This is a genomic window from Pseudomonas sp. PS01301 (assembly GCF_029960215.1).
In the GTDB taxonomy this organism is placed as follows: Bacteria; Pseudomonadota; Gammaproteobacteria; order Pseudomonadales; family Pseudomonadaceae; genus Aquipseudomonas; species Aquipseudomonas coleopterorum.
In genome coordinates this window covers 176,396-196,800 of the sequence record NZ_JASCPM010000001.1, presented here as the reverse complement: position 1 = coordinate 196,800, position 20,405 = coordinate 176,396, and the positions used below count along the sequence as shown (strand labels likewise).

20 protein-coding genes and 1 tRNA gene are annotated in these 20,405 nt (G+C 62.3%); 14 read left to right on the top strand and 7 right to left on the bottom strand.

Going from position 1 to position 20,405, the window contains the following annotated elements; translation table 11 throughout:
• Window positions 1-6 precede the first annotated feature (6 nt).
• A complete protein-coding gene (locus tag QMX89_RS00930) occupies window positions 7-567 on the bottom strand; it encodes a glycine cleavage system protein R (RefSeq protein ID WP_043184988.1) in 561 nt (186 codons plus the stop codon).
• A 331-nt stretch (window positions 568-898) separates the two neighbouring features.
• Between QMX89_RS00930 and dapA the strand changes: the two genes are divergently transcribed.
• The 8 genes from dapA to QMX89_RS00890 all read left to right on the top strand — a co-directional run bounded on the left by dapA (window position 899) and on the right by QMX89_RS00890 (window position 8,694).
• Window positions 899-1,777, top strand: a complete 879-nt coding sequence (gene dapA / locus QMX89_RS00925; RefSeq protein ID WP_282345933.1) for a 4-hydroxy-tetrahydrodipicolinate synthase — start codon at window positions 899-901, stop codon at window positions 1,775-1,777.
• A gap of 17 nt (window positions 1,778-1,794) precedes the next feature.
• Window positions 1,795-2,913, top strand: a complete 1,119-nt coding sequence (bamC, locus tag QMX89_RS00920) for an outer membrane protein assembly factor BamC (RefSeq protein ID WP_282345931.1) — start codon at window positions 1,795-1,797, stop codon at window positions 2,911-2,913.
• Window positions 2,914-2,916: 3 nt separating this feature from the next.
• Window positions 2,917-3,675, top strand: a complete 759-nt coding sequence (locus QMX89_RS00915; protein WP_049862327.1) for an MBL fold metallo-hydrolase — start codon at window positions 2,917-2,919, stop codon at window positions 3,673-3,675.
• Between the two features lie 48 nt (window positions 3,676-3,723).
• A complete protein-coding gene (gene purC, locus QMX89_RS00910) occupies window positions 3,724-4,437 on the top strand; it encodes a phosphoribosylaminoimidazolesuccinocarboxamide synthase (RefSeq protein ID WP_056843894.1) in 714 nt (237 codons plus the stop codon).
• Between the two features lie 93 nt (window positions 4,438-4,530).
• A tRNA-Ser gene (locus QMX89_RS00905) sits at window positions 4,531-4,620 on the top strand.
• A 366-nt stretch (window positions 4,621-4,986) separates the two neighbouring features.
• On the top strand, window positions 4,987-6,153 hold the full coding sequence (locus tag QMX89_RS00900; RefSeq protein ID WP_282345921.1) for an L-dopachrome tautomerase-related protein: 1,167 nt from the start codon (window positions 4,987-4,989) through the stop codon (window positions 6,151-6,153).
• A 201-nt stretch (window positions 6,154-6,354) separates the two neighbouring features.
• The gene (locus QMX89_RS00895) at window positions 6,355-7,926 is read left to right on the top strand and encodes a gamma-glutamyltransferase (protein ID WP_282345919.1); all 1,572 of its coding nucleotides are present in this window, start codon (window positions 6,355-6,357) and stop codon (window positions 7,924-7,926) included.
• A 75-nt stretch (window positions 7,927-8,001) separates the two neighbouring features.
• Window positions 8,002-8,694, top strand: coding sequence for a GntR family transcriptional regulator (locus QMX89_RS00890; protein ID WP_134723440.1), 693 nt, complete (start codon window positions 8,002-8,004; stop codon window positions 8,692-8,694).
• 21 nt (window positions 8,695-8,715) lie between these two features.
• On the opposite strand, the gene QMX89_RS00885 is transcribed toward QMX89_RS00890, so the two are convergent.
• The 4 genes from QMX89_RS00885 to QMX89_RS00870 are packed head-to-tail and all read right to left on the bottom strand — an operon-like array spanning window position 8,716 to window position 14,491.
• Window positions 8,716-9,939 carry an amidohydrolase family protein gene (locus QMX89_RS00885; protein WP_282345918.1) on the bottom strand — a complete coding sequence of 408 codons (1,224 nt, stop codon included), beginning with the start codon at window positions 9,937-9,939 and terminating at the stop codon, window positions 8,716-8,718.
• Complete coding sequence (locus tag QMX89_RS00880) at window positions 9,936-12,428, bottom strand: ATP-binding cassette domain-containing protein (protein ID WP_282345917.1); 2,493 nt, start codon at window positions 12,426-12,428, stop codon at window positions 9,936-9,938. The genes QMX89_RS00885 and QMX89_RS00880 overlap by 4 nt, the downstream gene beginning before the upstream one ends.
• Window positions 12,425-13,294 (bottom strand): branched-chain amino acid ABC transporter permease, encoded by an 870-nt coding sequence (locus tag QMX89_RS00875; RefSeq protein WP_122743757.1) that lies wholly within the window; start codon window positions 13,292-13,294, stop codon window positions 12,425-12,427. Before QMX89_RS00875 ends, QMX89_RS00880 begins: the two co-directional genes overlap by 4 nt.
• A 3-nt stretch (window positions 13,295-13,297) precedes the next feature.
• Window positions 13,298-14,491, bottom strand: coding sequence for an ABC transporter substrate-binding protein (locus QMX89_RS00870; RefSeq protein WP_049862319.1), 1,194 nt, complete (start codon window positions 14,489-14,491; stop codon window positions 13,298-13,300).
• Window positions 14,492-14,676: 185 nt separating this feature from the next.
• On the opposite strand from QMX89_RS00870, the gene QMX89_RS00865 reads away from it, so the two are divergent.
• The 3 genes from QMX89_RS00865 to QMX89_RS00855 all read left to right on the top strand — a co-directional run bounded on the left by QMX89_RS00865 (window position 14,677) and on the right by QMX89_RS00855 (window position 16,778).
• Window positions 14,677-15,075: a nuclear transport factor 2 family protein gene (locus tag QMX89_RS00865; RefSeq protein WP_043185044.1), complete on the top strand. Its 399-nt coding sequence runs from the start codon at window positions 14,677-14,679 to the stop codon at window positions 15,073-15,075.
• Between the two features lie 219 nt (window positions 15,076-15,294).
• Window positions 15,295-16,113 (top strand): hypothetical protein, encoded by an 819-nt coding sequence (locus tag QMX89_RS00860; RefSeq protein ID WP_282345912.1) that lies wholly within the window; start codon window positions 15,295-15,297, stop codon window positions 16,111-16,113.
• A 56-nt stretch (window positions 16,114-16,169) separates the two neighbouring features.
• Window positions 16,170-16,778, top strand: a complete 609-nt coding sequence (locus QMX89_RS00855; RefSeq protein WP_282345910.1) for a hypothetical protein — start codon at window positions 16,170-16,172, stop codon at window positions 16,776-16,778.
• A gap of 43 nt (window positions 16,779-16,821) precedes the next feature.
• Here QMX89_RS00855 and QMX89_RS00850 read toward each other — a convergent pair whose 3' ends face one another.
• Window positions 16,822-17,046 (bottom strand): DUF465 domain-containing protein, encoded by a 225-nt coding sequence (locus QMX89_RS00850; protein WP_049862317.1) that lies wholly within the window; start codon window positions 17,044-17,046, stop codon window positions 16,822-16,824.
• Between the two features lie 205 nt (window positions 17,047-17,251).
• Here QMX89_RS00850 and rnd point away from each other — a divergent pair, with 205 nt between their 5' ends.
• The 3 genes from rnd to QMX89_RS00835 all read left to right on the top strand — a co-directional run bounded on the left by rnd (window position 17,252) and on the right by QMX89_RS00835 (window position 19,676).
• On the top strand, window positions 17,252-18,385 hold the full coding sequence (gene rnd, locus QMX89_RS00845; protein WP_282345909.1) for a ribonuclease D: 1,134 nt from the start codon (window positions 17,252-17,254) through the stop codon (window positions 18,383-18,385).
• The gene (locus QMX89_RS00840; RefSeq protein WP_049862315.1) at window positions 18,382-18,675 is read left to right on the top strand and encodes a YcgL domain-containing protein; all 294 of its coding nucleotides are present in this window, start codon (window positions 18,382-18,384) and stop codon (window positions 18,673-18,675) included. The genes rnd and QMX89_RS00840 overlap by 4 nt, the downstream gene beginning before the upstream one ends.
• A 65-nt stretch (window positions 18,676-18,740) precedes the next feature.
• On the top strand, window positions 18,741-19,676 hold the full coding sequence (locus tag QMX89_RS00835; protein ID WP_282345907.1) for a D-2-hydroxyacid dehydrogenase: 936 nt from the start codon (window positions 18,741-18,743) through the stop codon (window positions 19,674-19,676).
• 56 nt (window positions 19,677-19,732) lie between these two features.
• On the opposite strand, the gene QMX89_RS00830 is transcribed toward QMX89_RS00835, so the two are convergent.
• On the bottom strand, window positions 19,733-20,326 hold the full coding sequence (locus QMX89_RS00830; RefSeq protein WP_043185056.1) for a nitroreductase family protein: 594 nt from the start codon (window positions 20,324-20,326) through the stop codon (window positions 19,733-19,735).
• Window positions 20,327-20,405 lie beyond the last annotated feature (79 nt).

Genomic DNA, 20,405 nt, shown 5'->3' with positions numbered 1-20,405 from the left:
CAATCCTTACATGGGGTTCTGTGGACGCCAGGGTTCGATCAGCGCATCCAGGTTCAGGGCATCGGCGAAGTCCAGGAACTGGTCGCGCAACCAGCTGATCTGCACACCGGCAGGCAGCGTCACGGTGAACGTGGCATTGAGCATGGTGCCACCGGTCTGCGGCGCCTGGTAGGTGTCGCAGGTCAGGTTCTCGAGCTCGACGTTGTGGTCGATGAAGAACTGGCACAGCTCGTTGATGATGTCGGAACGATACGCCGAACTGACATAGGCCACGTAAGGCAGCGCCTGCGGACGGCTGTCCAAGGTGGCGCTGCGCACCAGGCTGACGGTGAAGTCGTGCTTCTTGGCCAGCGAGCTCAGGCCAGTTTCCAGGCGCGCCAGGGCGTCCCAGTTGCCTGATACCTGCAGAACCAGGGCGCTGTATTCGCCATGGCGGGTCAGGCGCGAGGTGGACACCGAGCAGCGGGCGTCGTGGGCCGCGCGGCACAGTACATTGGTCAGTTCCATGGGGTTGCGGCCCAGGGCGCTGATGACGAGGAATTGTTCGCGAACTGTGGGGGTGGACATGCAGCATTCCTAAAGCGATGAGCGGTCGGCAGCTTCAAGGGGCCGGATGACTGGTTCAAGGCCTGCGCCGTACCTCGTGCGAACCTGCGCTGACTGCCCGGCAACGCCCGCAGATACGGGGTGACACCAGGTGACAAGGCTCAGGGACGGGGTTCGAAGCGCCGTTACGGCAGGCGATGACCAGGCAAGAAAGGCAACCCCTGCCGATCAAAGTCTGAAAGGGTATAGAAAAGCGGCGCGAAGGGGAATGCTCGTGGCGTGGTACTTCGCTTGTGCAAGGTGGTTGGCGCCAGTACCATTACCGCTCTCTTTTTCCGGCAGGAGCGGTTGCATGATTGCGGGCAGTATGGTGGCACTGGTCACACCCATGGACGCCCAAGGGCGTCTGGACTGGGACAGCCTGAGCAAGCTGGTGGACTTCCATCTGCAGGAGGGCACCCATGCCATCGTCGCCGTCGGCACCACCGGCGAGTCGGCGACCCTTGATTACGAAGAGCACATCAAGGTCATCGAGCACGTGGTCAAGCAGGTGAACGGGCGTATCCCGGTCATCGCCGGCACCGGTGCCAATTCCACCCGCGAGGCCGTCGAGCTGACCCGCAATGCCAAGCGCGCCGGCGCCGACGCCTGCCTGCTGGTGACCCCGTACTACAACAAGCCGACCCAGGAAGGCTTGTACCAGCACTTCAAGCACGTCGCCGAAACCGTCGACATCCCGCAGATCCTCTACAACGTTCCCGGCCGCACCGCCTGCGACATGCTGGCCGACACCGTCGTGCGGCTGTCCAAGGTGCCGAACATCATCGGCATCAAGGAAGCCACCGGCAACCTCGAGCGCGCCAAGGACATCATCAGCCGTGTCGACAGCGATTTCCTCGTGCTGTCCGGTGACGATCCCACGGCCGTCGAGCTGATCTTGATGGGCGGCAAGGGCAATATTTCGGTCACTGCCAACGTCGCCCCGCGCGCCATGGCCGACCTGTGCAACGCGGCGTTGAACGGCGAGGCGGAACTGGCCCGCGCCATCAACGACAAGCTGATGCCGCTGCACAAGAACCTGTTCCTGGAAGCCAACCCGATTCCGGTCAAATGGGCGTTGCACGAAATGGGCTTGATGCCCGAAGGCATTCGCCTGCCGCTCACCTGGTTGAGCGCCACCTGTCATGAACCGCTGCGGCAGGCCCTGCGCCAGTCCGGCGTCCTGGTTTAATTGAGGAAGTAAGACGCATGAAGCGATTGGCTGGCCTTTCTGCCCTTGCCTTGGTCATTTCGAGCACCAGCGGTTGCGGGTGGCTCTGGGGCGAAAACGGTTATTTCCGCGATCGTGGCAATGATTACCTCGAGGCGACCCAAGCCGCCCCGATGCAACTGCCGCCCGGCGTGCAAACCGACAAGCGTCTGGATCCGCTGCTGCCGATCCCGCGCAACGTCGCCGACGACAACGCCAAGGCATCCGAATTCGAAGTGCCGCGTCCACTGCCCTTGCAGGTGGCGGCCCAGGCCAGCGACTTCTCGCTGCAGCGCAGCGGTGACAACCGCTGGATCCTGGCCCAGCGCGCGCCTGCCGAAGTCTGGCCGATCGCGCACCAGTTCTTCGAGGACAACGGTTTCCGCATCGCCGAAGATCGCCCGCAGACCGGTGAATTCACCACCACCTGGCAGCGCTTCGACGAGCTCTCCGCCTCCATGGCGCAGCGCCTGAGCGGCGCGACCACCTCCGGTGAAAGCGAAACCCGCGTGCGCGTGCGCATCGAGCCAGGCGTGCAACGCAACAGCAGCGAAATCTACGTGGTCAGCGTCGAGCGTCCGGGTGGCAGCACCAGCGAGCCCGATTTCCCCGCACGTTCGGTGAACACTGGCCTGGATTCGATTCTGGTCGACCAGATGCTCGCCAGCATGACCCGCGACTCGGAACGCGGCGGCTCGGTGTCTCTGGTTGCCGCGCGTGATTTCGACGCGCCCAGCCGTGTAGCCATGAGCGAAGACGGCAGCGGCAACCCGGTGCTCAACGTCGGCGCCGACCTGGACCGTGCCTGGTCCAGCGTGGGCCGTGCTCTTGAGCAGGGTCAGTGGCGCATCGAAGACATCAACCGCAGCCTGGGCCTGTACTACATCAACCTCGCCGAGTCCGCCCAGCGCGCCGACGACAAGCCAGGCTTCTTCAGCCGCGTGTTCGGCAATGCGCCGAGCAAGGAAGAAATCGAAGCCCGCGCCGAGCGTTACCAGGTGCGCCTGAGCAAGGTGGGCGACACCGTTCAGGTCACTGTCGAGAAGAACATCAACACCGTGGCCCCGGCAGACGTTGCCCGCCGCGTGTTGGGTGTGATTCAAGACAGCCTGGGTTAAACGATGCGTTTTGCCGTTCTCGGAAGCGGTAGCCAAGGGAATGGCACACTGGTCAGCAGCGAAGACACGCACGTGCTGGTCGACTGCGGTTTCTCCCTGCGGGAAACTGAACGTCGGCTGGCCCGTCTGGGCCTGAGCGCCGCGCAATTGAGCGCCGTGCTGGTGACCCACGAACATGCCGACCACGTGCATGGCGTGGAGCTGCTGGCGCGGCGTCATGGCGTGCCCGTCTACATGAGCCAGGGCACCGAGCGCGGTCTGCGCAAGCCGGTGCCGGTGCGCAGCCATGTGCGCTGTGGCGACGTGCTGGACGTCGGGGCGTTGCGCATCGAAGTGGTCTCCGTGGCCCACGACGCTCTGGAGCCTACCCAGTACGTATTCACCGACGGCAAGCGCCGCTTCGGTCTGCTGACCGACCTGGGCTCCCATTGCGCAAGGGTTCGCGACCACTATCAGGGCCTGGATGCCTTGATGATCGAAAGCAACCATTGCCGCGACATGCTCGCCCGTGGGCACTACCCTTATTTCCTCAAGCAGCGCGTCGGCGGTGACTGGGGCCATCTGAACAATCACCAGGCTGCCGGCTTGGTGGAGCAGTTGGGCTGGAAGAACCTGCAACACCTGGTGCTGGCCCACCTGAGCAGCAAGAACAACCTGCCGCAGCTGGCTCGGCAGTGCTTCGTCGACACCCTGGGGTGCGACGCGGACTGGCTGCAAGTGGCCGATCAAGATTCAGGGCTCGACTGGCGCCACATCGCCTAGCGTCCCAAAGGGGCGCCTAGCCCATACTTTTAGCAAGCGGAGCCCATCATGGAAAAACGTGAAGAACTCTACCGCGGCAAAGCCAAGTCGGTGTACAAGACCGACGACGCCGACCGCTTGATCCTGCTGTTTCGCAACGACACCTCGGCGTTCGACGGCAAGCGCATCGAACAGCTCGACCGCAAGGGCATGGTGAACAACAAGTTCAACGCCTTCATCATGCAGAAGCTGGAAGCGGCGGGCATCCCGACCCAATTCGACAAGCTGCTGGCCGACAACGAAGTGCTGGTCAAGAAGCTCGACATGATTCCGGTCGAATGCGTGGTGCGCAACTACGCCGCCGGCAGCCTGGTCAAGCGCCTGGGCGTCGAAGAGGGCATGAAGCTGAACCCGTATACCTTCGAGCTGTTCCTCAAGGACGACGCCAAGGGTGACCCGTTCATCAACGAATCCCACGTCGTGGCCTTCGGCTGGGGCACCGCCGAGCAACTGGCGAAGATGAAAGAGCTGTCGCTCAAGGTCAACGACGTGCTGACCAAGCTCTTCGACGACGCCGGCCTGCTGCTGGTCGACTTCAAGCTCGAATTCGGCGTGTTCAGCGACGGTTCCATCGTCCTGGGCGACGAATTCAGCCCCGACGGCTGCCGCCTGTGGGACAAGGACACCCGCAAGAAAATGGACAAGGACCGCTTCCGCCAGGGTCTGGGCGACGTCATCGAAGCCTACGAAGAAGTGGCCAACCGCCTGGGCGTGCCGCTGTAACACCGCTGTAGACGCGCAAGCGCCTGAATTCGCAAATTATTTTGCGTCAGGGGCTTCGCGTTTGGCGCAGACGCTGGTATGATTCGCGCCGTTGGAGAGATGCCAGAGTGGCCGAATGGGACGGATTCGAAATCCGTTGTACCTTCACCGGTACCTAGGGTTCGAATCCCTATCTCTCCGCCATTATTGCTACACGCGAAGCCCCCGGAAACGTTAACGTTCTCGGGGGCTTTTTGTTTGGGAAGCTATTTCAATCGGCGGAATTAAGAATCAAGCCTCGGTTCGGCGGTTGCGTCGATTTGATCGTCTCTGACTCCCCGACTTCGATCGTGACGCACCGGCCGTCAACCATCGTTCAGTCCATTCCCAGCCACACGTCACCCTTCATCCAGTGGAACTTCACCACCCCAACCCCTTTCAATACCCATGAACCTGTAGCGCCGTGTGTTCCCTTCGACACCCGTACAGGTTTTTTTTCGCACGCCTCTGAAACCGGTTTCAGAACTTAGTGCAGACCAGTCCATCTCATCCCGCAGGAGCCCGGAAAGGATGACCAAAAACCCATTGAAGCGAGCCTCGATCACCGCCCTGGCGGCCGCGACGTTGGCTTTGACAGCGAATGCAGCCCAGGCCGAGACCATCGATCGCAGCCTGGTTCCCATTGGTTCGATCCAGGAGGTGGCGGCGTTCCGCGGCCCAGGGCCGTCGGGCATCGTGGTTACTCCGGAAGGGCGCACCTTTGTCGGCTTTCCGCGTCATGCCGATGATCACGCTGGCATGACGCTGGGCGAGTTGGTCAACGGTAAGCTGGTTCCCTATCCCTCCGCCGATGTCAGCCTGCCGTCTGGGCTGTCCGACGCCAAGCGTCTCGTTTCCCTGCATGGCATGACCCTGGATAAGCGTGGGCGCCTCTGGTTGATCGACGATGGCAAGCGCGCCGGCAAGCAGGGCATTCCGGCGGGTGCGGCGAAGGTGGTGGGTATCGACTTGAGCAGCAACAGCATCGTGACGTCCATCGAGCTCAAGGATGCCCTGCGTCAGGACAGCCACATGAATGACCTGCGCATCGATCTGACCCACGGCAGCCAAGGCACCGCTTATGTCGCCGACTCATCCTTCGGCGACGACCCGGCTTTGGTGGTGGTGGATCTGGCCACCGGGAAGCAGCGTCGTGTGCTTGCCGGTCATCCTTCCATCGTGGCGCAGAAGGATTTCGTCACTCAGCTCGACGGTGTGCCCATGCGCTACGACGGCAAGAACACCGCATTCCCTCACGGTGGCGTCGATGGTCTGGCGCTGACGCCCGATAGTTCGCGTCTGTTCTATTCACCGCTCACCAGTCGACACCTGTGGAGTCTGCCAACCGCAGCACTTTCCGACTTCGGCCTCGATGATCGACAACTGGCTGCCCAGATCAAGGATGAAGGGGAGAAGGTGATGGTCGACGGGATGGACATGGATGCTCAAGGCCGTCTGTACATGACCGATGCCGAGCATCATCAGGTGCTGCGTCGCTGGCCGGATGGCCGCCTCGACGTGGTCGTGCGCGACCCGCGACTGGTTTGGCCGGACGGCGTATTCGTGACCGCCGATTCGGTGTACGTGACGTTGGGGCAGTGGAGCCGGATGGGCAAGGGGTTCGACACCCGGCAGCCGCCGTATCTGTTGGTCAAGGCGCCTATCGAGGCCACCCCGCAGTTCGACGCCGCGCAATGACCGTAGTGGGGGCGCAGATCGTGTCCCCGCTGTTAGGAAACACTGTCTGAAAGCCTGAAGATCCTCTTCGCCGCCATTGATTCAGCCCACTGCCGTTTGCCCAACCCGAGCCTCACAAGCCACCAAGAAAAAAGCGCGGCACACTTATTGCTCTGCTAACAATAAATTCATAAATAGCTAGCAAAGTCAGGGCTTCGAATCATGATCGCTACCTCTTCTCATGCGGTGATCTGCACGCCTCACGCCCAAGCCAGTGCCGCAGGGATGCAGATCCTCGATGCGGGTGGCACGGCCATTGATGCCATGCTGGCAGCCAGTGCGATGCTGGCCGTGGTCTTCCCGCACATGACCGGCCTGGGTGGGGATGCCCTCTGGATGATCCACGACACCCAGGTCCGCACCATCGTGGGGATCGGGCAGGCCGGGCAGCGGTTGCCCGACGGCGGAGTCATCGGTTTGAGAGGTCCATCCTCGGTCGCCACCACGGCAGGTGCGCTGGCGAGTTGGCAGACGGCGGCGACTATCAGCCGGCAGGAGTGGGGCTCCCATTTGGGTTGGGCCGACCTGTTGCAGGACGCCGCTAGCGTGGCGGAGGCGGGCACGCCTGTTTCACAGTCCCAGCTGTTTTGGCAGACACTGCGGCAGCCACTCATCGAGCAGTTGCCGGACCTGCACGGTGTCTGCAAGACCGATGGGCGCTGGTTGCGCGCAGGCGATACGCTGCGTCAGCCGGCGCTCGCCAACACCCTGCGGCATCTGGCCAGGTACGGGGTCGAGGACTTCTATCAGGGCGAGTTGGCACACGCGTTCGGGTCGGCGTTCGATCGGCTCGGTTGTGGCTTGACCCAGGCCGACCTGGCGGCCACGCGTGCACCGCTGGTGGCCCCTGTTTCGGTACCTTACCGCCAGGGCCGACTCTACAACGTCGCACCGCCGTGCCAGGGTCTTTACACCCTGCAAGCCATGGCCGCGCTGCAGCATAAGCCACTCGCCCAGGTCGGCAATGGCAGCGCGCTTTATTACCACTACCTGGTCGAAGCCATCAAGCAAGGTCTGCTGCGCCGCAACGCGCAGTTGTGCGATCCGCTGAGCACCGCTTGGGATTTCGCCGCCAGTCTCGATGAGCGGCACGTTCAGGGGTATGCCGATGCCATCGACGACCAGCGTGCAGTGCCGTGGAACGAGCCGGGACGCCCGGCCGATACGGTCTGGATGGCTGCAACCGATGCCCAGGGCCGGACGGCCTGCCTCATCCAGAGCCTGTTTCACGACTTCGGCTCGGGCTGTATTCTGGGCGACACCGGAGTGCTGTGGCAGAACCGTGCTGCGGGTTTCAACGCCAGTCCCGAACACGTCAACGGCTGGGCCCCCGGCAAGCGTCCCGCCCATACGCTCAACCCATCCTGTTACCTGGCCGACGATGGTCGCCGCTGGTTCTTCGGCACTCAGGGAGGCGATGGTCAACCGCAGACGCAGATGGTCCTGGCGACGCAGCTCATCGACTATCAGCAGCCTATCGATCAGGCCTTGCGCACCCCGCGCTTTTTGCTGGGCCGCAGTTTTTTCGACAGCACCGACAACCTCAAACTCGAAGGCGACATGAGCGCCGCGAGCATCGAAGGCCTGGAGGCGCTGGGTCATGGGGTGGAAATCATACCGGCGCAGAGCCCGATGACGGGCCATGCCGGTATCATCGCCATCGATGCCCAGGGGCGGCGCAGTGCCATGCATGATCCGCGAGGCGAGGGTACGGCACTTGGTCAGGCAGACTGAAGGTTGAACGGGTATTTGCCGGATACTAGCCATCTCGTGTATAGGCATGAGGCTTTCTAGACAACAGAGGAAACGATGGGGTTGAGTACCGTCACTGCCAAACAGCTTGAGGTGCAGCGTATCGTCGATGCGCTGTTCAAGGCTATTGCCCACCATCGCCTGCCGCCCGGCACTCGCTTGGTCGAAGCCCACATCGTCGAAACCCTGCAGGCCAACCGCAATCACGTGCAAGTCGCCCTGCAGCGGTTGGCGATGCAGAAAGTAGTGACCATCGAAGCCAATCGGGGCGCCATGGTGGCGCAGCCCACCGCCAAGGAAGCGCGGGATATCTTCAGCGCCCGTCGCGCCATCGAACGGGCGATCGTCGAGGCCATTACCCCGGCCGTGATGCGCAAGCACCGCCAGCGCATTGCCAGCCATATGAACAACGAGCGCAAAGCCACCAGCGATACCGATCGACGCGCCATCGTTCGCGAGCTGAGTGAATTTCACCTCATGCTCGGCGAAATCAGTGGAAACGTCGTGCTCAGCGATATCCTTGGAAATCTGATGGTGCGCAGCTCATTGATCGTGGCGCTGTACCAGCGCAACGATGTGCCGTCATGCGCGTCGGACGAACATCAGCAGATCATCACCGCGCTGGAACAGGGCGATAACGCGGGGGCCGTACGGGTCATGCTGGAGCACCTGGACGAACTTGAAGGGCAGTTGGCGCTGGAAGAGCGAGCCCTGGAGGAGTTCAACCTCAAGCAGGCGCTGAGTGGCTGACGGGCAGGCTTGCCCGTTCAATCATGGCCTCAGCAACATCCCGACCGGTCGACTGAATGTTTGCCTGCCACCCTTGAAGCCCATCACCGGGGCGCTTATCTCGGCGATCACCGCTGCTGGCGAAGGCGCGTCGAAGACGATGAAGTCGGCGCGGCAGCCCGGTAGCAGGCCGTAATCTTTCAGTCTAATCAGGCGTGCCGATTCGCTGGATACCCAGGCCAGGCACTGCAGCAACTGCGGCACTGTGCCCATCTGGCTGACGTTGGCGAAGAGGTTGGCCTGACGCACCAGCGAAGCATCGCCATAGGGCGTAAAGGGGTTGCCGACATTGTTGGTGGACACCGAACACGTCACGCCGCAGGCGTGCAGATGCGCCAGCGGTGCCAGCCCCCGAGGTTTGTTGTGGAACACGTCGCGACCCATCAGGAACAGGTCGGTGCTGGGCAGGCAGGTCACCTGAACGCCCGCTTCGGCCAGCTCCAGTGCGAGCACCGTCAGTGATTCCTGGGGCAAGGCGGACAGCTTGGTCACATGGCCGATGGTCACGCGTCCGCCCCAACCATGCAGCCGAGTGCAGCGCGCGACTTCCATGACGGTCAGGCCTTCGGGGTTCAAATCGAAATCCAGATGCAGGTCCAGGTCGCAGTCGTAGCGTGTGGCCAGTTCGAAAAGCCGCTGGATCTGCCCCAGCGGGTCGCTGTCCATATACGGGCACCCACCCAGGACCGTTGCACCGCTTTCCAGCGCCTGGCACAACAGTGCCTCGGTCCCTGGGTTGTTGAGCATTCCTTCCTGCGGAAAAACACACAGTTCCAGGGTGATCGCCCATGCATAGTCGGCCTGCAAACGGCGAATGGCATGGAAACCGATCAAGCCGATCTGTGGATCCAGCTCCACATGAGTGCGCATGTGCGTGGTGCCTTGCACGATTGCCTTGTCCAGCACCTGCGCACCGCGTCGATACACATCGTCTTCGGTAAACCCGGCTTTGGCCGCTCGGGTTTGGGCCACCGCTTCCGCCAACGTGCCTTCCTGAAGATGGCATCGCTGCATGATGCAGGCTTTGTCCAAGTGAATGTGGGTTTCGATCAGGCCGGGCATGACGAGCTGTCCACGCAAATCGAGGGTTTCCCACGGGCCTGCGTCTGCGCTCAAGGCTTCGACGAAATAGCCGTTCTCCACCTGTAGCTCGCTCAGGTGGTTATCGGCGCCAAGCCGCACATTGATGATCTTCATCGCCTTCATGCACTGACACCTTCGCCCAGGTAGGCCGCAGCCAAGTCTTTGTCTTCGCGCAATTGAGCGGCGCTGCCGGTTTTCACGATGGTCCCGGTTTCCAGCACATACGCACGATCAGCCACTTGCAGCGCCAGGTTGGCCATCTGGTCCACCAGCAGAATGGTCACGCCCTCGTCACGCAGGGCAGCCAGCGCGTCGTAAAGCTCGCCGATCATGGCGGGCGACAGGCCCAGGGAGGGTTCGTCGAGCAACAGGATTTTCGGCTTCGCCATCAGACCGCGACCCACGGCAACCATTTGCTGTTCACCACCGGACAGCAGGCCGGCCGGGTTGTCGATGCGATCGCGCAGGCGAGGGAAGCGCTTGAGGATGGCCTCGATTTCAGCGCCGGTATCGAAGGCTTCGCGGCGTGAGTAACCGCCCAGTAGCAAATTGTCGCGCACGCTCAGGTAAGGAAAGACCTGACGGCCTTCGGGCACCAGTGCCAGGCCCTGTGCGGCAATCAGGCTGGCGCTGGTCTGTTCGATATTTTCGTTGTCGAGCAGGATGCTGCCGCTGCTGGCGCGATGCAGGCCGGCCAGGCATTGCAGAATGCTCGATTTGCCAGCGCCGTTCGCGCCGAGAATGGCCACCAGCTCGCCAGGATTAACCAGCAGATTGACCTTGTTGACCACGGCGGACGCGCCGTAGTCGATGACTAGATCCTTGACGTACAGACGTGCGTCGCGGCTACCGGCCCAAGGTTGGGCACGCGCGGTGGCCTGATAGTCGGTGCCGCCCAGATAGGCCGCGATCACTTGCGGATTCTGGCGGATTTCAGACGGCGGTCCCGAGGCGATCGGCTTGCCAGCGTCAAGCACCAGCAAATGCTCGGACACCGACATGACCAGCGTCATGTCGTGCTCGACCAGAATGACCGTGAGGCCGAAGTCCGCCAGCTTGCGCAGCAGTGTCGCCAGATCGTCGGTGTCGCGACGACTGAGGCCTGCCGCAGGTTCATCCAGCAGCAATACCGCCGGTGCGGTCGCAAGCGCCCGGGCTATTTCCACCAGGCGACGGTCTACGTGAGGCAAATCTTCGGCGGGAATATTCACCTCGCCGCGGTAGCCCACCAATGCCAGCAGATCCAGCGCCAGGCTGCGTTGTGTGTCCAGGGCGCGGCTGAATGGCAGACCCAGGCGTCCCTTCTGCATCGCCACCAACAGGTTGTCGAGTACGGACATTTCGCCGAACAGCAAGGTGGTCTGGTAAGTACGGGCGATGCCGGCCCTGGCGGTTTTCCAGGCGGGCAGGCCGGCCAGCGGTTGCTGCAATTCGATCTGGCCGCTGTCCGGTGCGTAGAATCCACTGATCATATTCAGAACGGTGGTTTTGCCCGCGCCGTTGGGGCCGATGATGCTGGTGATACTGCCAGCGGGTGCCTGCAGGCTGACGTGTTGCGCGGCCTGCACACCACCGAAGCGAATGCCGATATCGGAAACCCGCAACCCCGAGGACGGGCCACGGCTGCGTAGATGCGCGGCCATGCGTGCTTGATCGATGGACGTCGGCGGCAGCAAGCGCACCGGTTTGATCAGGCGTCGGGCAAGGGCGCCCAGCAGTCCGTTGGGCGCGATCCACAACACGATGAGCAGGAGCAGGGAGAAGATCAACAGCCGGTATTCGGCAAAATCCGAGAGCAGTTCCGGGACCAGCACGATCAACACTGCGCCGATCAGCGGCCCGAACAGCATGCCACTGCCGCCCACGATCACGGCCAGAACGAACAGGATGGATTGGGAGAAGGGAAAGGATTCCGGGTTGATGAACATCAGCAATGGCGCGAGCAAACCGCCTGCCAGCCCGGTCAGGGCCGCGGACAATGCGAACGCTAGGGCCTTGCTGATCACCGGATTGAAGCCCAGCGAGCGTGCCGCGATTTCCGAGGTTTTCACCGCACGCATGGCCTTGCCCCAGCCACTCTGGCTCAGGCGTCGATAGAACAGCAGCGCGCCGATCATCAGCGCGGCGGCCAGCAGGGCGAGCAGGATCGCTGGATCCAGGCCGGCGAACTCCGGTAGCGGGATACCCATCAAGCCGTTGGAGCCACCGGTCACGTCCCGCCATTCGATCAAGCCGTGATGCACCACGAACGCAAAGGCGATGGTGATCATCGCCAGGTAAGGGCCGCTGACCCGAAGCGCGGGGATCGCCAGCAGCGCGCCAATCAGACCCGCCACCGCACCGGCCATTGGCAGGGCCAGCCACAGCGTCCATCCGGCCATGGTCAAGAGTGCCGATACATAGGCGCCTATCGCGTAGAACGCGATATGCCCGAAGGAAATCTGTCCGCTCAGGCCAATCAGGATATTGAGGCCGACGCCGACCACCGCCGCCAGGGCGCAGAGCGTGAAAACCAGTAACGAGTAGCTGTCGAGCGTGAACGCCATGACGCCGCAGACCACAGCGAGCAAGGCGATGAACGCTGGAGCGACCAGGGTTTTGAGGTTGTTCATACTTTCACCAATACCCGGCTGCCGAACAGGCCGTTAGGCCGAATCGCCAGCGCCAGAATGACCAGCGCAAACGTGAATATCTGGGTGAATGCCGAGCCGAAGTACAGGGTGATCAACGCCTCGGCCAGGCCGAACAGCAATCCGGCGGCGAACACACCGCCCGCGCTGCCGATGCCACCGAGAATCGCCACCGCAAAGGCTTTCAATCCGAACAACATGCCCATTTCCGCGTTGACGCTGAACAGTGGCGCAATCAACAGGCCCGCCACCGCCGCGAAGACGGTCGACAGCGCAAAGGCGATGGCGACCACACGATTGACGTTGATGCCCATCAGCATCGCGGCGCGCGGATTCTGCACGCAGGCTTCCAGTACCTTGCCCAGTCGGGTGTAACGCCGTACCAGGTACAGCGCCAGGGCGACGGCCGCGCCTGCCAGTGGAATCAGCAACTGCAGGGCGCTGATGTGGCTGCCGAACAGCTCGACATTCAGGTTCACCAAGCGGCTCTCGAACTGCCGAGGTTCCTTGCCGAAGGTAAACAGCGCCAAGTTGTCCACCAGAATCCCGCCCGCCACCGTTGCCATCAACCAGGCCTGCGAACCACGGCTGTGAAAGGGCCGCACCAGGTAGCGCTCGATCACCAAGCCATACACCGCACAGAGGATCAATGTCAGTGGCACGCCCAGCCACAGTGGCCAGCCCCAGTTGATGCAAAACAGGTAGCCGAGCACCGCACCGACCATCATGGCGCTGCCCTGGGCAAAGTTGACGGTGCGCGATACGACGTAGGTGAGGTGAAAACCCAATGCCAGCAAGGCGTACATGCTGCCCAGGCCGAGCCCGGTGATAACGGCGGCGGTGAACATCGCTTACTCCTGAGGCTTGAGCGGCACGATCTGGTCGTTGACGAAGTGGGTGAAGATATAGTCGTCAGGGCCCAGGGCATCATGCTTGGATGGGCTGAACGGCTGCTTGTAGTGCTTGATCAAGCCGTCATAGTCCGTGACTGCGTAGAAACCGTCGCGCACGGCAGGGCCCTGCGTGGTGCCGGCCTTTTCGATGGCTTGAGCGGCGAGATGCAGCGCGTCGTACGCGTTGGCGATGCCGACTGCCGGGGTGACGTCGGCCACGGTCTTGATCTGCGGGTAGGCCGTCTTCAATGCGGCCAGCAATGCATCGCCCTTGGCACCGTTGTGTTCCGTGAACACGTAGGTCTGAATGAAATGGACCTTGGACGCGTTCGGCCCCGCCAGTTCGCCGAAACGACCACCCGCCGGCCCCCAGTGAGAAACCACAGGCACGTCCCAGCCCATGCGGTCCAGGGATTTGACCACCTGTGCCGAAGGACCCACGTTGCCCACCATCAGCAGAGTGTCCGCGCCGGCGTTTTTCAGGCGAGTCAGTTGCGGAACCACATCCAGGTCGCTGTCCTGAATGCGCTCGACACCGGCATTGGCCAGGCTGCGTTTTTCCAGGGCGCGTTTGAAACCTGCCTCGTTGGATTCGCCCCAGGGATTATTGATGAGGATCATGCCCGGCTTTTTCATGCCGTTGTCGACCCCGTATTGCACCAGGGCTTCGTCCACCAGCTCATCAACGGCAGAGACCCGGAACACGTAGTTGTCTGCCGCACCGTTTTCGGTGATTTTCGTACCCGCGGCCCAGATGCCCATGAACGGTACTTTCAGCTGATTGGCCAGCGGCACGATAGCCAGAGAGACCGGCGTGTCCAGGCCGCCGAACAGCACGGTGACCTTCTCGCGCTGGACCAGCTCGCGCGCGGCGAGCATCCCCTTGGACGGGTTGCTTTCATCATCTCGACGCACCAGCTCCAACTGACGGCCAAGCACGCCGCCGCTGGCATTGACCTCATTGATGGCCATGGTCAGGCCGCGGGTCAGGGCTTCCCCGGACTTGGCCGATTGGCCCGAAAGGGCGGCTACCAAACCGACTTTGATCGGCGGTTCGACCGCTTGCGCGCCATGGATCATCGCCAGGTTGAGCGTGGCTGCCGCAGCCACGGGGAACAGCAGACGTTGCAGGTTTGGAAGCCAGGTGGCCATGGTTTACTCTCCTGATTGCTAGCATTTGCATATTTATTGCTAGCAAGTAGGATGCCAGTCGCTGGATCCATAAAAATGGCCGATATGTCCGTGAATACCGCAGTCTGCGCGCCAAAATAAAGCGTTTTGCACCAAGCGGATGCATCCGCCATCAGCGGACTTCCCATGATTCAGGAGTTATGACGATGATCGATATGAACAAAGACGTACAGATTGTTAGCAGTTTCCTCGAAGCCTCGATGGCTCCGGATCCGGTCCGCGCCGCGACGTTCATGAGTGAGGATGTGCAGATCACCTTTACCGGCGGACGGGTGATGCCTGATCCCCAGGCAATCACTGCGTTCAACGGTTCACGTTACGCGTGGGTCAAGAAGGCCCTGGGTGATTTCGACTGGATGGACCGTGGTGATCACACCGTGGTGTATTCAAACGGAACGCTTTATGGCGAATGGGCTGATGGCCGCAGTTTCTCGGGCAACCGTTACCTGGATCGATTCGAGGTGCGTAATGGCAAGATAGTCCGCATGGACGTCTGGAATGACAGCGCCGAATGGCTGCTGACGCCAGAGATTGCCAAGGCCTGAAAAACGACCCGGCAAACTTCCGATCCGTGTTTCAGCCACCCGTACCTCTGTGCAAAGTGAGCCGTTGCGTTCCGGCTCGCTAACCCGTGCTTTCGCCAAAAAAGCTGCGCAGCAGAAACCCTGTAAGAAAAATCTGAAAATCCCCCCTTCGCCTATCATCCCACCCCGTCCACTGCCAACCTCCCGCATCCCTACCTGAGACCCGAGCCGGAGAGCTGCATGGACGTCGCCTTGTGCACCATCAACAATACCGTTTACGACATCGCCGGATTCGAGGCGCTGAGCCCCAAGTGCATTGGTGTCATGCGGCGCAATCTGTTGTGTCCGCGTTGCATGGGGCCAGGGTTCTATCGCAAGTCGGCGCGCAGTGGACAGGCCTCCTGCTTCGGTGCCCGGCCCCATGCCGAGTTCTGCGACATGGGCGGGCCGCAGAGTGCGTTGTACCGCGGTGACACGCTGGAGCAGGACGATGTGGTCAACCGGGGCGAGCGCATCGAGGTTGACTTTGCCTTTGGCGCACCGTTGCATCATCACGCCGTGGAGGAGGGCGCAGAGGCCACCTATGGCGCAGGCCGGCAGAGTGGCGGGCATGCCGCACAAAGAACCCAGACCCGTCATCGGCGCTTGAGCACGTTGCTGAAGAACCTGATCCTGAGTGAGGATTTTCGTCGTTCGGAGCAGTTGATCTCGGTGGAAAGCGGGCTGTTCAAGGTCCGCGATTTCTTCGTGCCGTTCGCCCATGCCGAGTTTGATGAGCTGGAGCGCATGCGCGGTTATTGGGGCTTGATCTCCGATGCGGCGCAGTCGGGCGATCAGCCGCCAAGCCTGTGGCTCAACACCGGCGGGCGGCAGGACTTGAGCGTGGTGGTCGACAGTTCGCTGGCCGATGATTTCACCCAGCGCTTTCCCATTCACGAGCTCGAGGACCTGGCCGGTGCCTACGTGCTGGTGTTCGGATGCGTGCGTGTGTCGAAGAATGCCAAGAAGTACATCGCGGTCCATGATATCTCGCGTATAACGCTCAACAAGACGCCTTGATGTCGCGCCGGATCTACACGACCGGCGCAGTTGGTTCGATTGTGAAGGAGTGATGCATGTTGTTGGAGTACGGTGCTATCACCGTGATGTTCCCCATTGCGCTGGTGATTGCAGGTTGGTTGTGGCTGAGCGGCGCCCGCGCCGCATGTGCCGTGTGGTTGCTGACGGTGCTGTGCGCCTACGCCCTGGTCGGCGCCAGCAAGATTCTGTTCAAGGGCTGGGGCATCGGCCTGCCGTCGTTGAACATTGCCGTGTTCAGTGGCCATGCGATGAATGCGTGTTTGATGATGCCGGTGCTGGCGAGTGTGCTCGCGCGGCAGATCCACCGACAGATGCGATGGCCAGCGGCGCTGGCGGGTCTTGGCTTTGGGGTCTGGTTCGCGGCAACGCTGGTGGGCAATGTGATCCACCCGATGGCGGAGGCCATCATGGGTGCGGTGATCGGCGGGAGCGCTGCGCTGGGGTTTCTTCTGGTATTGGAGCGCTGGAGTCTACGACATCTCGGGCCGACTGCGCTGGTGCCCGGGTTGATGCTGATCGTGCTTGCGGCCAGTGCGCCGAAATTCACCGCAGAGCACTGGCTTGATCAGGTGGCCACGTCGCTTTCAGGGGCGACCAAGCCGTTTCGCCATGCGGACCTGAAGCGCGAATCCTCGGCGCTGTGAGGACTGTGGAAGCGGCGCGCCTGCGCCGCCTCCCATGCTCGCACTAGCCCAGCTGCTGGACGATCTTGTCCTTGATCAGCAGGCGTTTTTCCTTGAGCTTCTTGACCTCGTCGTCCGGCGCGGCGCGGTCTTCGGCCTTGACCACGTCGGCGTCGCTGACGTGGTATTCGGTGAGTAGCTGGCTGAGGCGATCATCGCTCTTGGCGCGGGTTTCGACCTCTTCCTTGCTCAGTTTCAGGTCAGCGAACAGGTTGTGTTTTACCGGCATCTCGACACCTCTGGTCAGTGTGGACAGAATGGCGGGCCATCGAAAACGACCCCATGCCTAGCTTCGACCCACAGTCGGGGGCAGATCGTTCAATGCATGTGTCCGCAACGGGTGCTCTCAGGATTGGCGACCGCAGGCACGGATGGATGTCCCCGTGGGGGCAGGGCCGATATATACTGCGCGCCATTATTCGTGGGAGAGGCTTGTGGCCATCGATATTCACTGGATTCGCGACGATGCCAGCCTGGCTGAGCATTGCGCCCACTGGCAGCGCCTGCCGTACGTCGCCCTCGACACCGAATTCATGCGGGTCGACACCTTCTACCCGATCGCCGGACTGCTGCAGATCGGCGACGGCGCCAGCGCTTTTCTGATCGACCCCTTGTCGATCACGCAATGGCAACCGCTGACTCAACTGCTGGAAAACCTTGCGGTGATCAAGGTGCTGCACGCCTGCAGCGAAGACCTGGAAGTTTTGTTGCGCCTGACCGGCAGCCTACCGGCGCCGCTGTTCGACACCCAATTGGCGGCGGCCTACCTCAACCTGGGTTTCTCCATGGGTTACTCGCGCCTGGTGCAGGAAGTGCTGGGCATCGAGCTGCCCAAGGGCGAGACCCGTTCGGATTGGCTGCAGCGACCGTTGTCCGATACCCAGGTCAGCTATGCCGCCGAAGATGCCGTGCACCTGGCCGAAGTTTTCGAGAAGCTGCGTCCGCAGTTGTCCGAGGACAAGTACGCCTGGGTCCTTGAAGACGGCGCCGAACTGGTTGCCCAACTGCGCCGCGAACTGAACCCCGACGAGTTGTACCGTGACGCCAAGCTGGCGTGGAAGCTGTCGCGCGCGCAATTGGCAGTGCTGCGCGAGTTGTGCGCCTGGCGCGAGCGGGAGGCCCGTGCGCGCAACCTGCCACGCAACCGCATCGTGCGTGAGCAGTCGCTGTGGCCGCTGGCCAAGCTGCAACCGGACAACCTGCAGACCCTGGCCAAGATCGAAGACATGCATCCGCGTACCGTCCGCCAGGATGGCGAGCAGATTCTGGAGTTGATCAAGACCGGTGCCAGCGTTCCGCCCGAGCAGTGGCCGGCGGCGCTGCCCGAGCCTTTGCCCATCGAAAGCTCGGCCGTGCTCAAGCAGATGCGCGCCATCGGCCAACGCGAAGCGGAGCGCCTGAACATGGCACCCGAGCTGATGCTGCGCAAGAAAACCCTCGAGGCCCTGCTCAAGACCGGCTACCCCGATGGCCCTTATCAATTGCCCGATTCGCTGCGTGGATGGCGACGCGAGCGCATGGGGCAGGCCCTGCTCGACAGCCTGGCCAACGCTGGAGAACCGTCATGAAACGCATCTGCTCGATCTATCGCAGCCCGCGCAAGAACGAAATGTACCTCTATGTGCTCAAGAGCGACGCGCTGGAGCGCGTGCCCGAAGGCCTGCTGGGGGTGTTCGGCAAGCCGGTGCACGCCTTCGACCTGGTATTGAGCCCCGAGCGCGCCCTGGCGCGTGAAGACATCAATCTGGTGCTGGAACACCTGGACACCCAAGGTTATCACCTGCAGATGCCGCCCGCCGAAGACGAGTACATCGAGCATCTTCCCGAAGAGCTGCTGCGCCGCAACGACCCCATCTGATCATCCCTATCTGCTGCCGCCCTGCTGAAACAGGGTCGGCCAGCTGTCTTGACCAAGGTTTCGCAATGACCCGCGTTCTGATCGCCGAACACGATTACGCCGTTTACGCCAGGTTGCTCGGCGCAGCTGCTCCTCATTTGAATGTACAGACCAGCGGCGATCCGGCCGAACTGGCGCGGTTGGCGGCAGATTGCCCGGTGTGGCTCGGCCAGCCGGGCCTGTTCGTCAACCTGTTGCGCACCGGCGCGACGCCGCAATGGGCGCAGTCGACCTGGGCGGGCATCACGCCGCTATTGAAGGAAGGCTTGCCGCGCGGCTATCGCCTGACCCGTGCGGTGGGTATTTTCGGTCAGGTGATGGCCGAATACATGCTGACGTATATGCTCGGCCATGAACGCGAGGTGCTGGCGCGACTGGTCAGCCAGGTCGAGCGCAAATGGGATCCGCGCCCCGGCTCGAGCCTGGCCGGGCGCAGCGTGCTGATCGTCGGTGTCGGCGAGATAGGCCAGGCGGTGGCGAGTTTCCTGCAACCCTTCGGTGTCACCCTCAACGGGGTGGCGAGCAGTACAAGAACGCTGGCGCCTTTCGCCGAAGTGGCACCGCTCGCCGAGCTCGGGCGCCTGGTGGCGCAGGCCGACTATGTCATCAACCTGCTGCCCGACACCCCGCAGACCCACGATTTGTTCGATGCCGCGATGTTCAAGCGTTTCAAGCCCGAAGCGCTGTTCATCAACGCCGGACGCGGCGTGGCGGTGGTGGACGCGGATCTGGTGGAAGCGCTCAAGGAAGGGCACCTGGCCGGTGCGGTCATCGACGTCTGTCGGCAGGAGCCGTTGCCGGTCAAGCATCCCTTCTGGACCGCGTGGGGCTTGCTGCTCACCGGCCACAGCGCAGCACCGACCTCGCCGTCGGCCATGGTTGAGTTGTTCGTCGAGAACCTGCAGGCGTGGCAGGACGGCAAGCCGCTGCGCGGCGAAGTGGATTTCGCTCGCGGCTATTGAGTTGCGGGGATGGAGGGAAGCAGGGTCGGCGGCGGATGGCGCGCCGACCCTTCGGATCACAGCGTGAAGTCGCCTTCGGCCACCAGTTGGCTCAGAGGCAGACGCGGGCTCGGCAGCTCGCGGCCTTGCAGGTATTCGGCCAGGGTGGCCTTGTCGCCCAGCTTGCCGATGGCCACGGCGGCGTGCAGCGCGTATTCGGCGGGGACTTTCAGCTCTTCACGGGTCTTGTCCTGGTCGAAACCGGCCATGCCGTGGGTGTGCCAGCCGCTGATGCTGGCTTGCAGCGCCAGGTGAGCCCAAGCCGAACCGGTGTCGAAGGTGTGCCACAGCGCAGGCGATTCCTCGGTCGCGCCGGGTGCGGTGAAGGTGGTCTTCGAGGCGATGATCACGATCGCCGACGAGTGCTGCGCCCAGGAGCGGTTGAATTCATTGAGCAGACCCAGGTAACGCTCCCAGTTCGGCGTGCCACGGCGCGCGTAGAGAAAGCGCCAAGGTTGCGAGTTGTAGGCCGAAGCGGCCCAGCGAGCGGCTTCGAAGAAGCTGAGCAGGGTGTCCTGTTCGATCTCGACCGGCTCGAACGCACGGGGCGACCAGCGATTGATGAATTGCTCGTGGATGGCGTAGTCGGCGATGCGGGGATTGGCGCTCATGGCATTCCTGAATGAGAGAGTGATGGATGACAGGGGCAAAACCTACTGCGAATCGATCGCGCCTGACAAGTGAAGCTTG

Excerpts from the sequence above, each read along its gene's own strand:
- QMX89_RS00930 (WP_043184988.1), bottom strand. The coding sequence starts at position 567 with ATGTCCACCCCCACAGTTCGCGAACAATTCCTCGTCATCAGCGCCCTG.
- dapA (WP_282345933.1), top strand. The coding sequence starts at position 899 with ATGATTGCGGGCAGTATGGTGGCACTGGTCACACCCATGGACGCCCAA.
- bamC (WP_282345931.1), top strand. The coding sequence starts at position 1,795 with ATGAAGCGATTGGCTGGCCTTTCTGCCCTTGCCTTGGTCATTTCGAGC.
- QMX89_RS00915 (WP_049862327.1), top strand. The coding sequence starts at position 2,917 with ATGCGTTTTGCCGTTCTCGGAAGCGGTAGCCAAGGGAATGGCACACTG.
- purC (WP_056843894.1), top strand. The coding sequence starts at position 3,724 with ATGGAAAAACGTGAAGAACTCTACCGCGGCAAAGCCAAGTCGGTGTAC.
- QMX89_RS00900 (WP_282345921.1), top strand. The coding sequence starts at position 4,987 with ATGACCAAAAACCCATTGAAGCGAGCCTCGATCACCGCCCTGGCGGCC.
- QMX89_RS00895 (WP_282345919.1), top strand. The coding sequence starts at position 6,355 with ATGATCGCTACCTCTTCTCATGCGGTGATCTGCACGCCTCACGCCCAA.
- QMX89_RS00890 (WP_134723440.1), top strand. The coding sequence starts at position 8,002 with ATGGGGTTGAGTACCGTCACTGCCAAACAGCTTGAGGTGCAGCGTATC.
- QMX89_RS00885 (WP_282345918.1), bottom strand. The coding sequence starts at position 9,939 with ATGAAGGCGATGAAGATCATCAATGTGCGGCTTGGCGCCGATAACCAC.
- QMX89_RS00880 (WP_282345917.1), bottom strand. The coding sequence starts at position 12,428 with ATGAACAACCTCAAAACCCTGGTCGCTCCAGCGTTCATCGCCTTGCTC.
- QMX89_RS00875 (WP_122743757.1), bottom strand. The coding sequence starts at position 13,294 with ATGTTCACCGCCGCCGTTATCACCGGGCTCGGCCTGGGCAGCATGTAC.
- QMX89_RS00870 (WP_049862319.1), bottom strand. The coding sequence starts at position 14,491 with ATGGCCACCTGGCTTCCAAACCTGCAACGTCTGCTGTTCCCCGTGGCT.
- QMX89_RS00865 (WP_043185044.1), top strand. The coding sequence starts at position 14,677 with ATGATCGATATGAACAAAGACGTACAGATTGTTAGCAGTTTCCTCGAA.
- QMX89_RS00860 (WP_282345912.1), top strand. The coding sequence starts at position 15,295 with ATGGACGTCGCCTTGTGCACCATCAACAATACCGTTTACGACATCGCC.
- QMX89_RS00855 (WP_282345910.1), top strand. The coding sequence starts at position 16,170 with ATGTTGTTGGAGTACGGTGCTATCACCGTGATGTTCCCCATTGCGCTG.
- QMX89_RS00850 (WP_049862317.1), bottom strand. The coding sequence starts at position 17,046 with ATGCCGGTAAAACACAACCTGTTCGCTGACCTGAAACTGAGCAAGGAA.
- QMX89_RS00840 (WP_049862315.1), top strand. The coding sequence starts at position 18,382 with ATGAAACGCATCTGCTCGATCTATCGCAGCCCGCGCAAGAACGAAATG.
- QMX89_RS00835 (WP_282345907.1), top strand. The coding sequence starts at position 18,741 with ATGACCCGCGTTCTGATCGCCGAACACGATTACGCCGTTTACGCCAGG.
- QMX89_RS00830 (WP_043185056.1), bottom strand. The coding sequence starts at position 20,326 with ATGAGCGCCAATCCCCGCATCGCCGACTACGCCATCCACGAGCAATTC.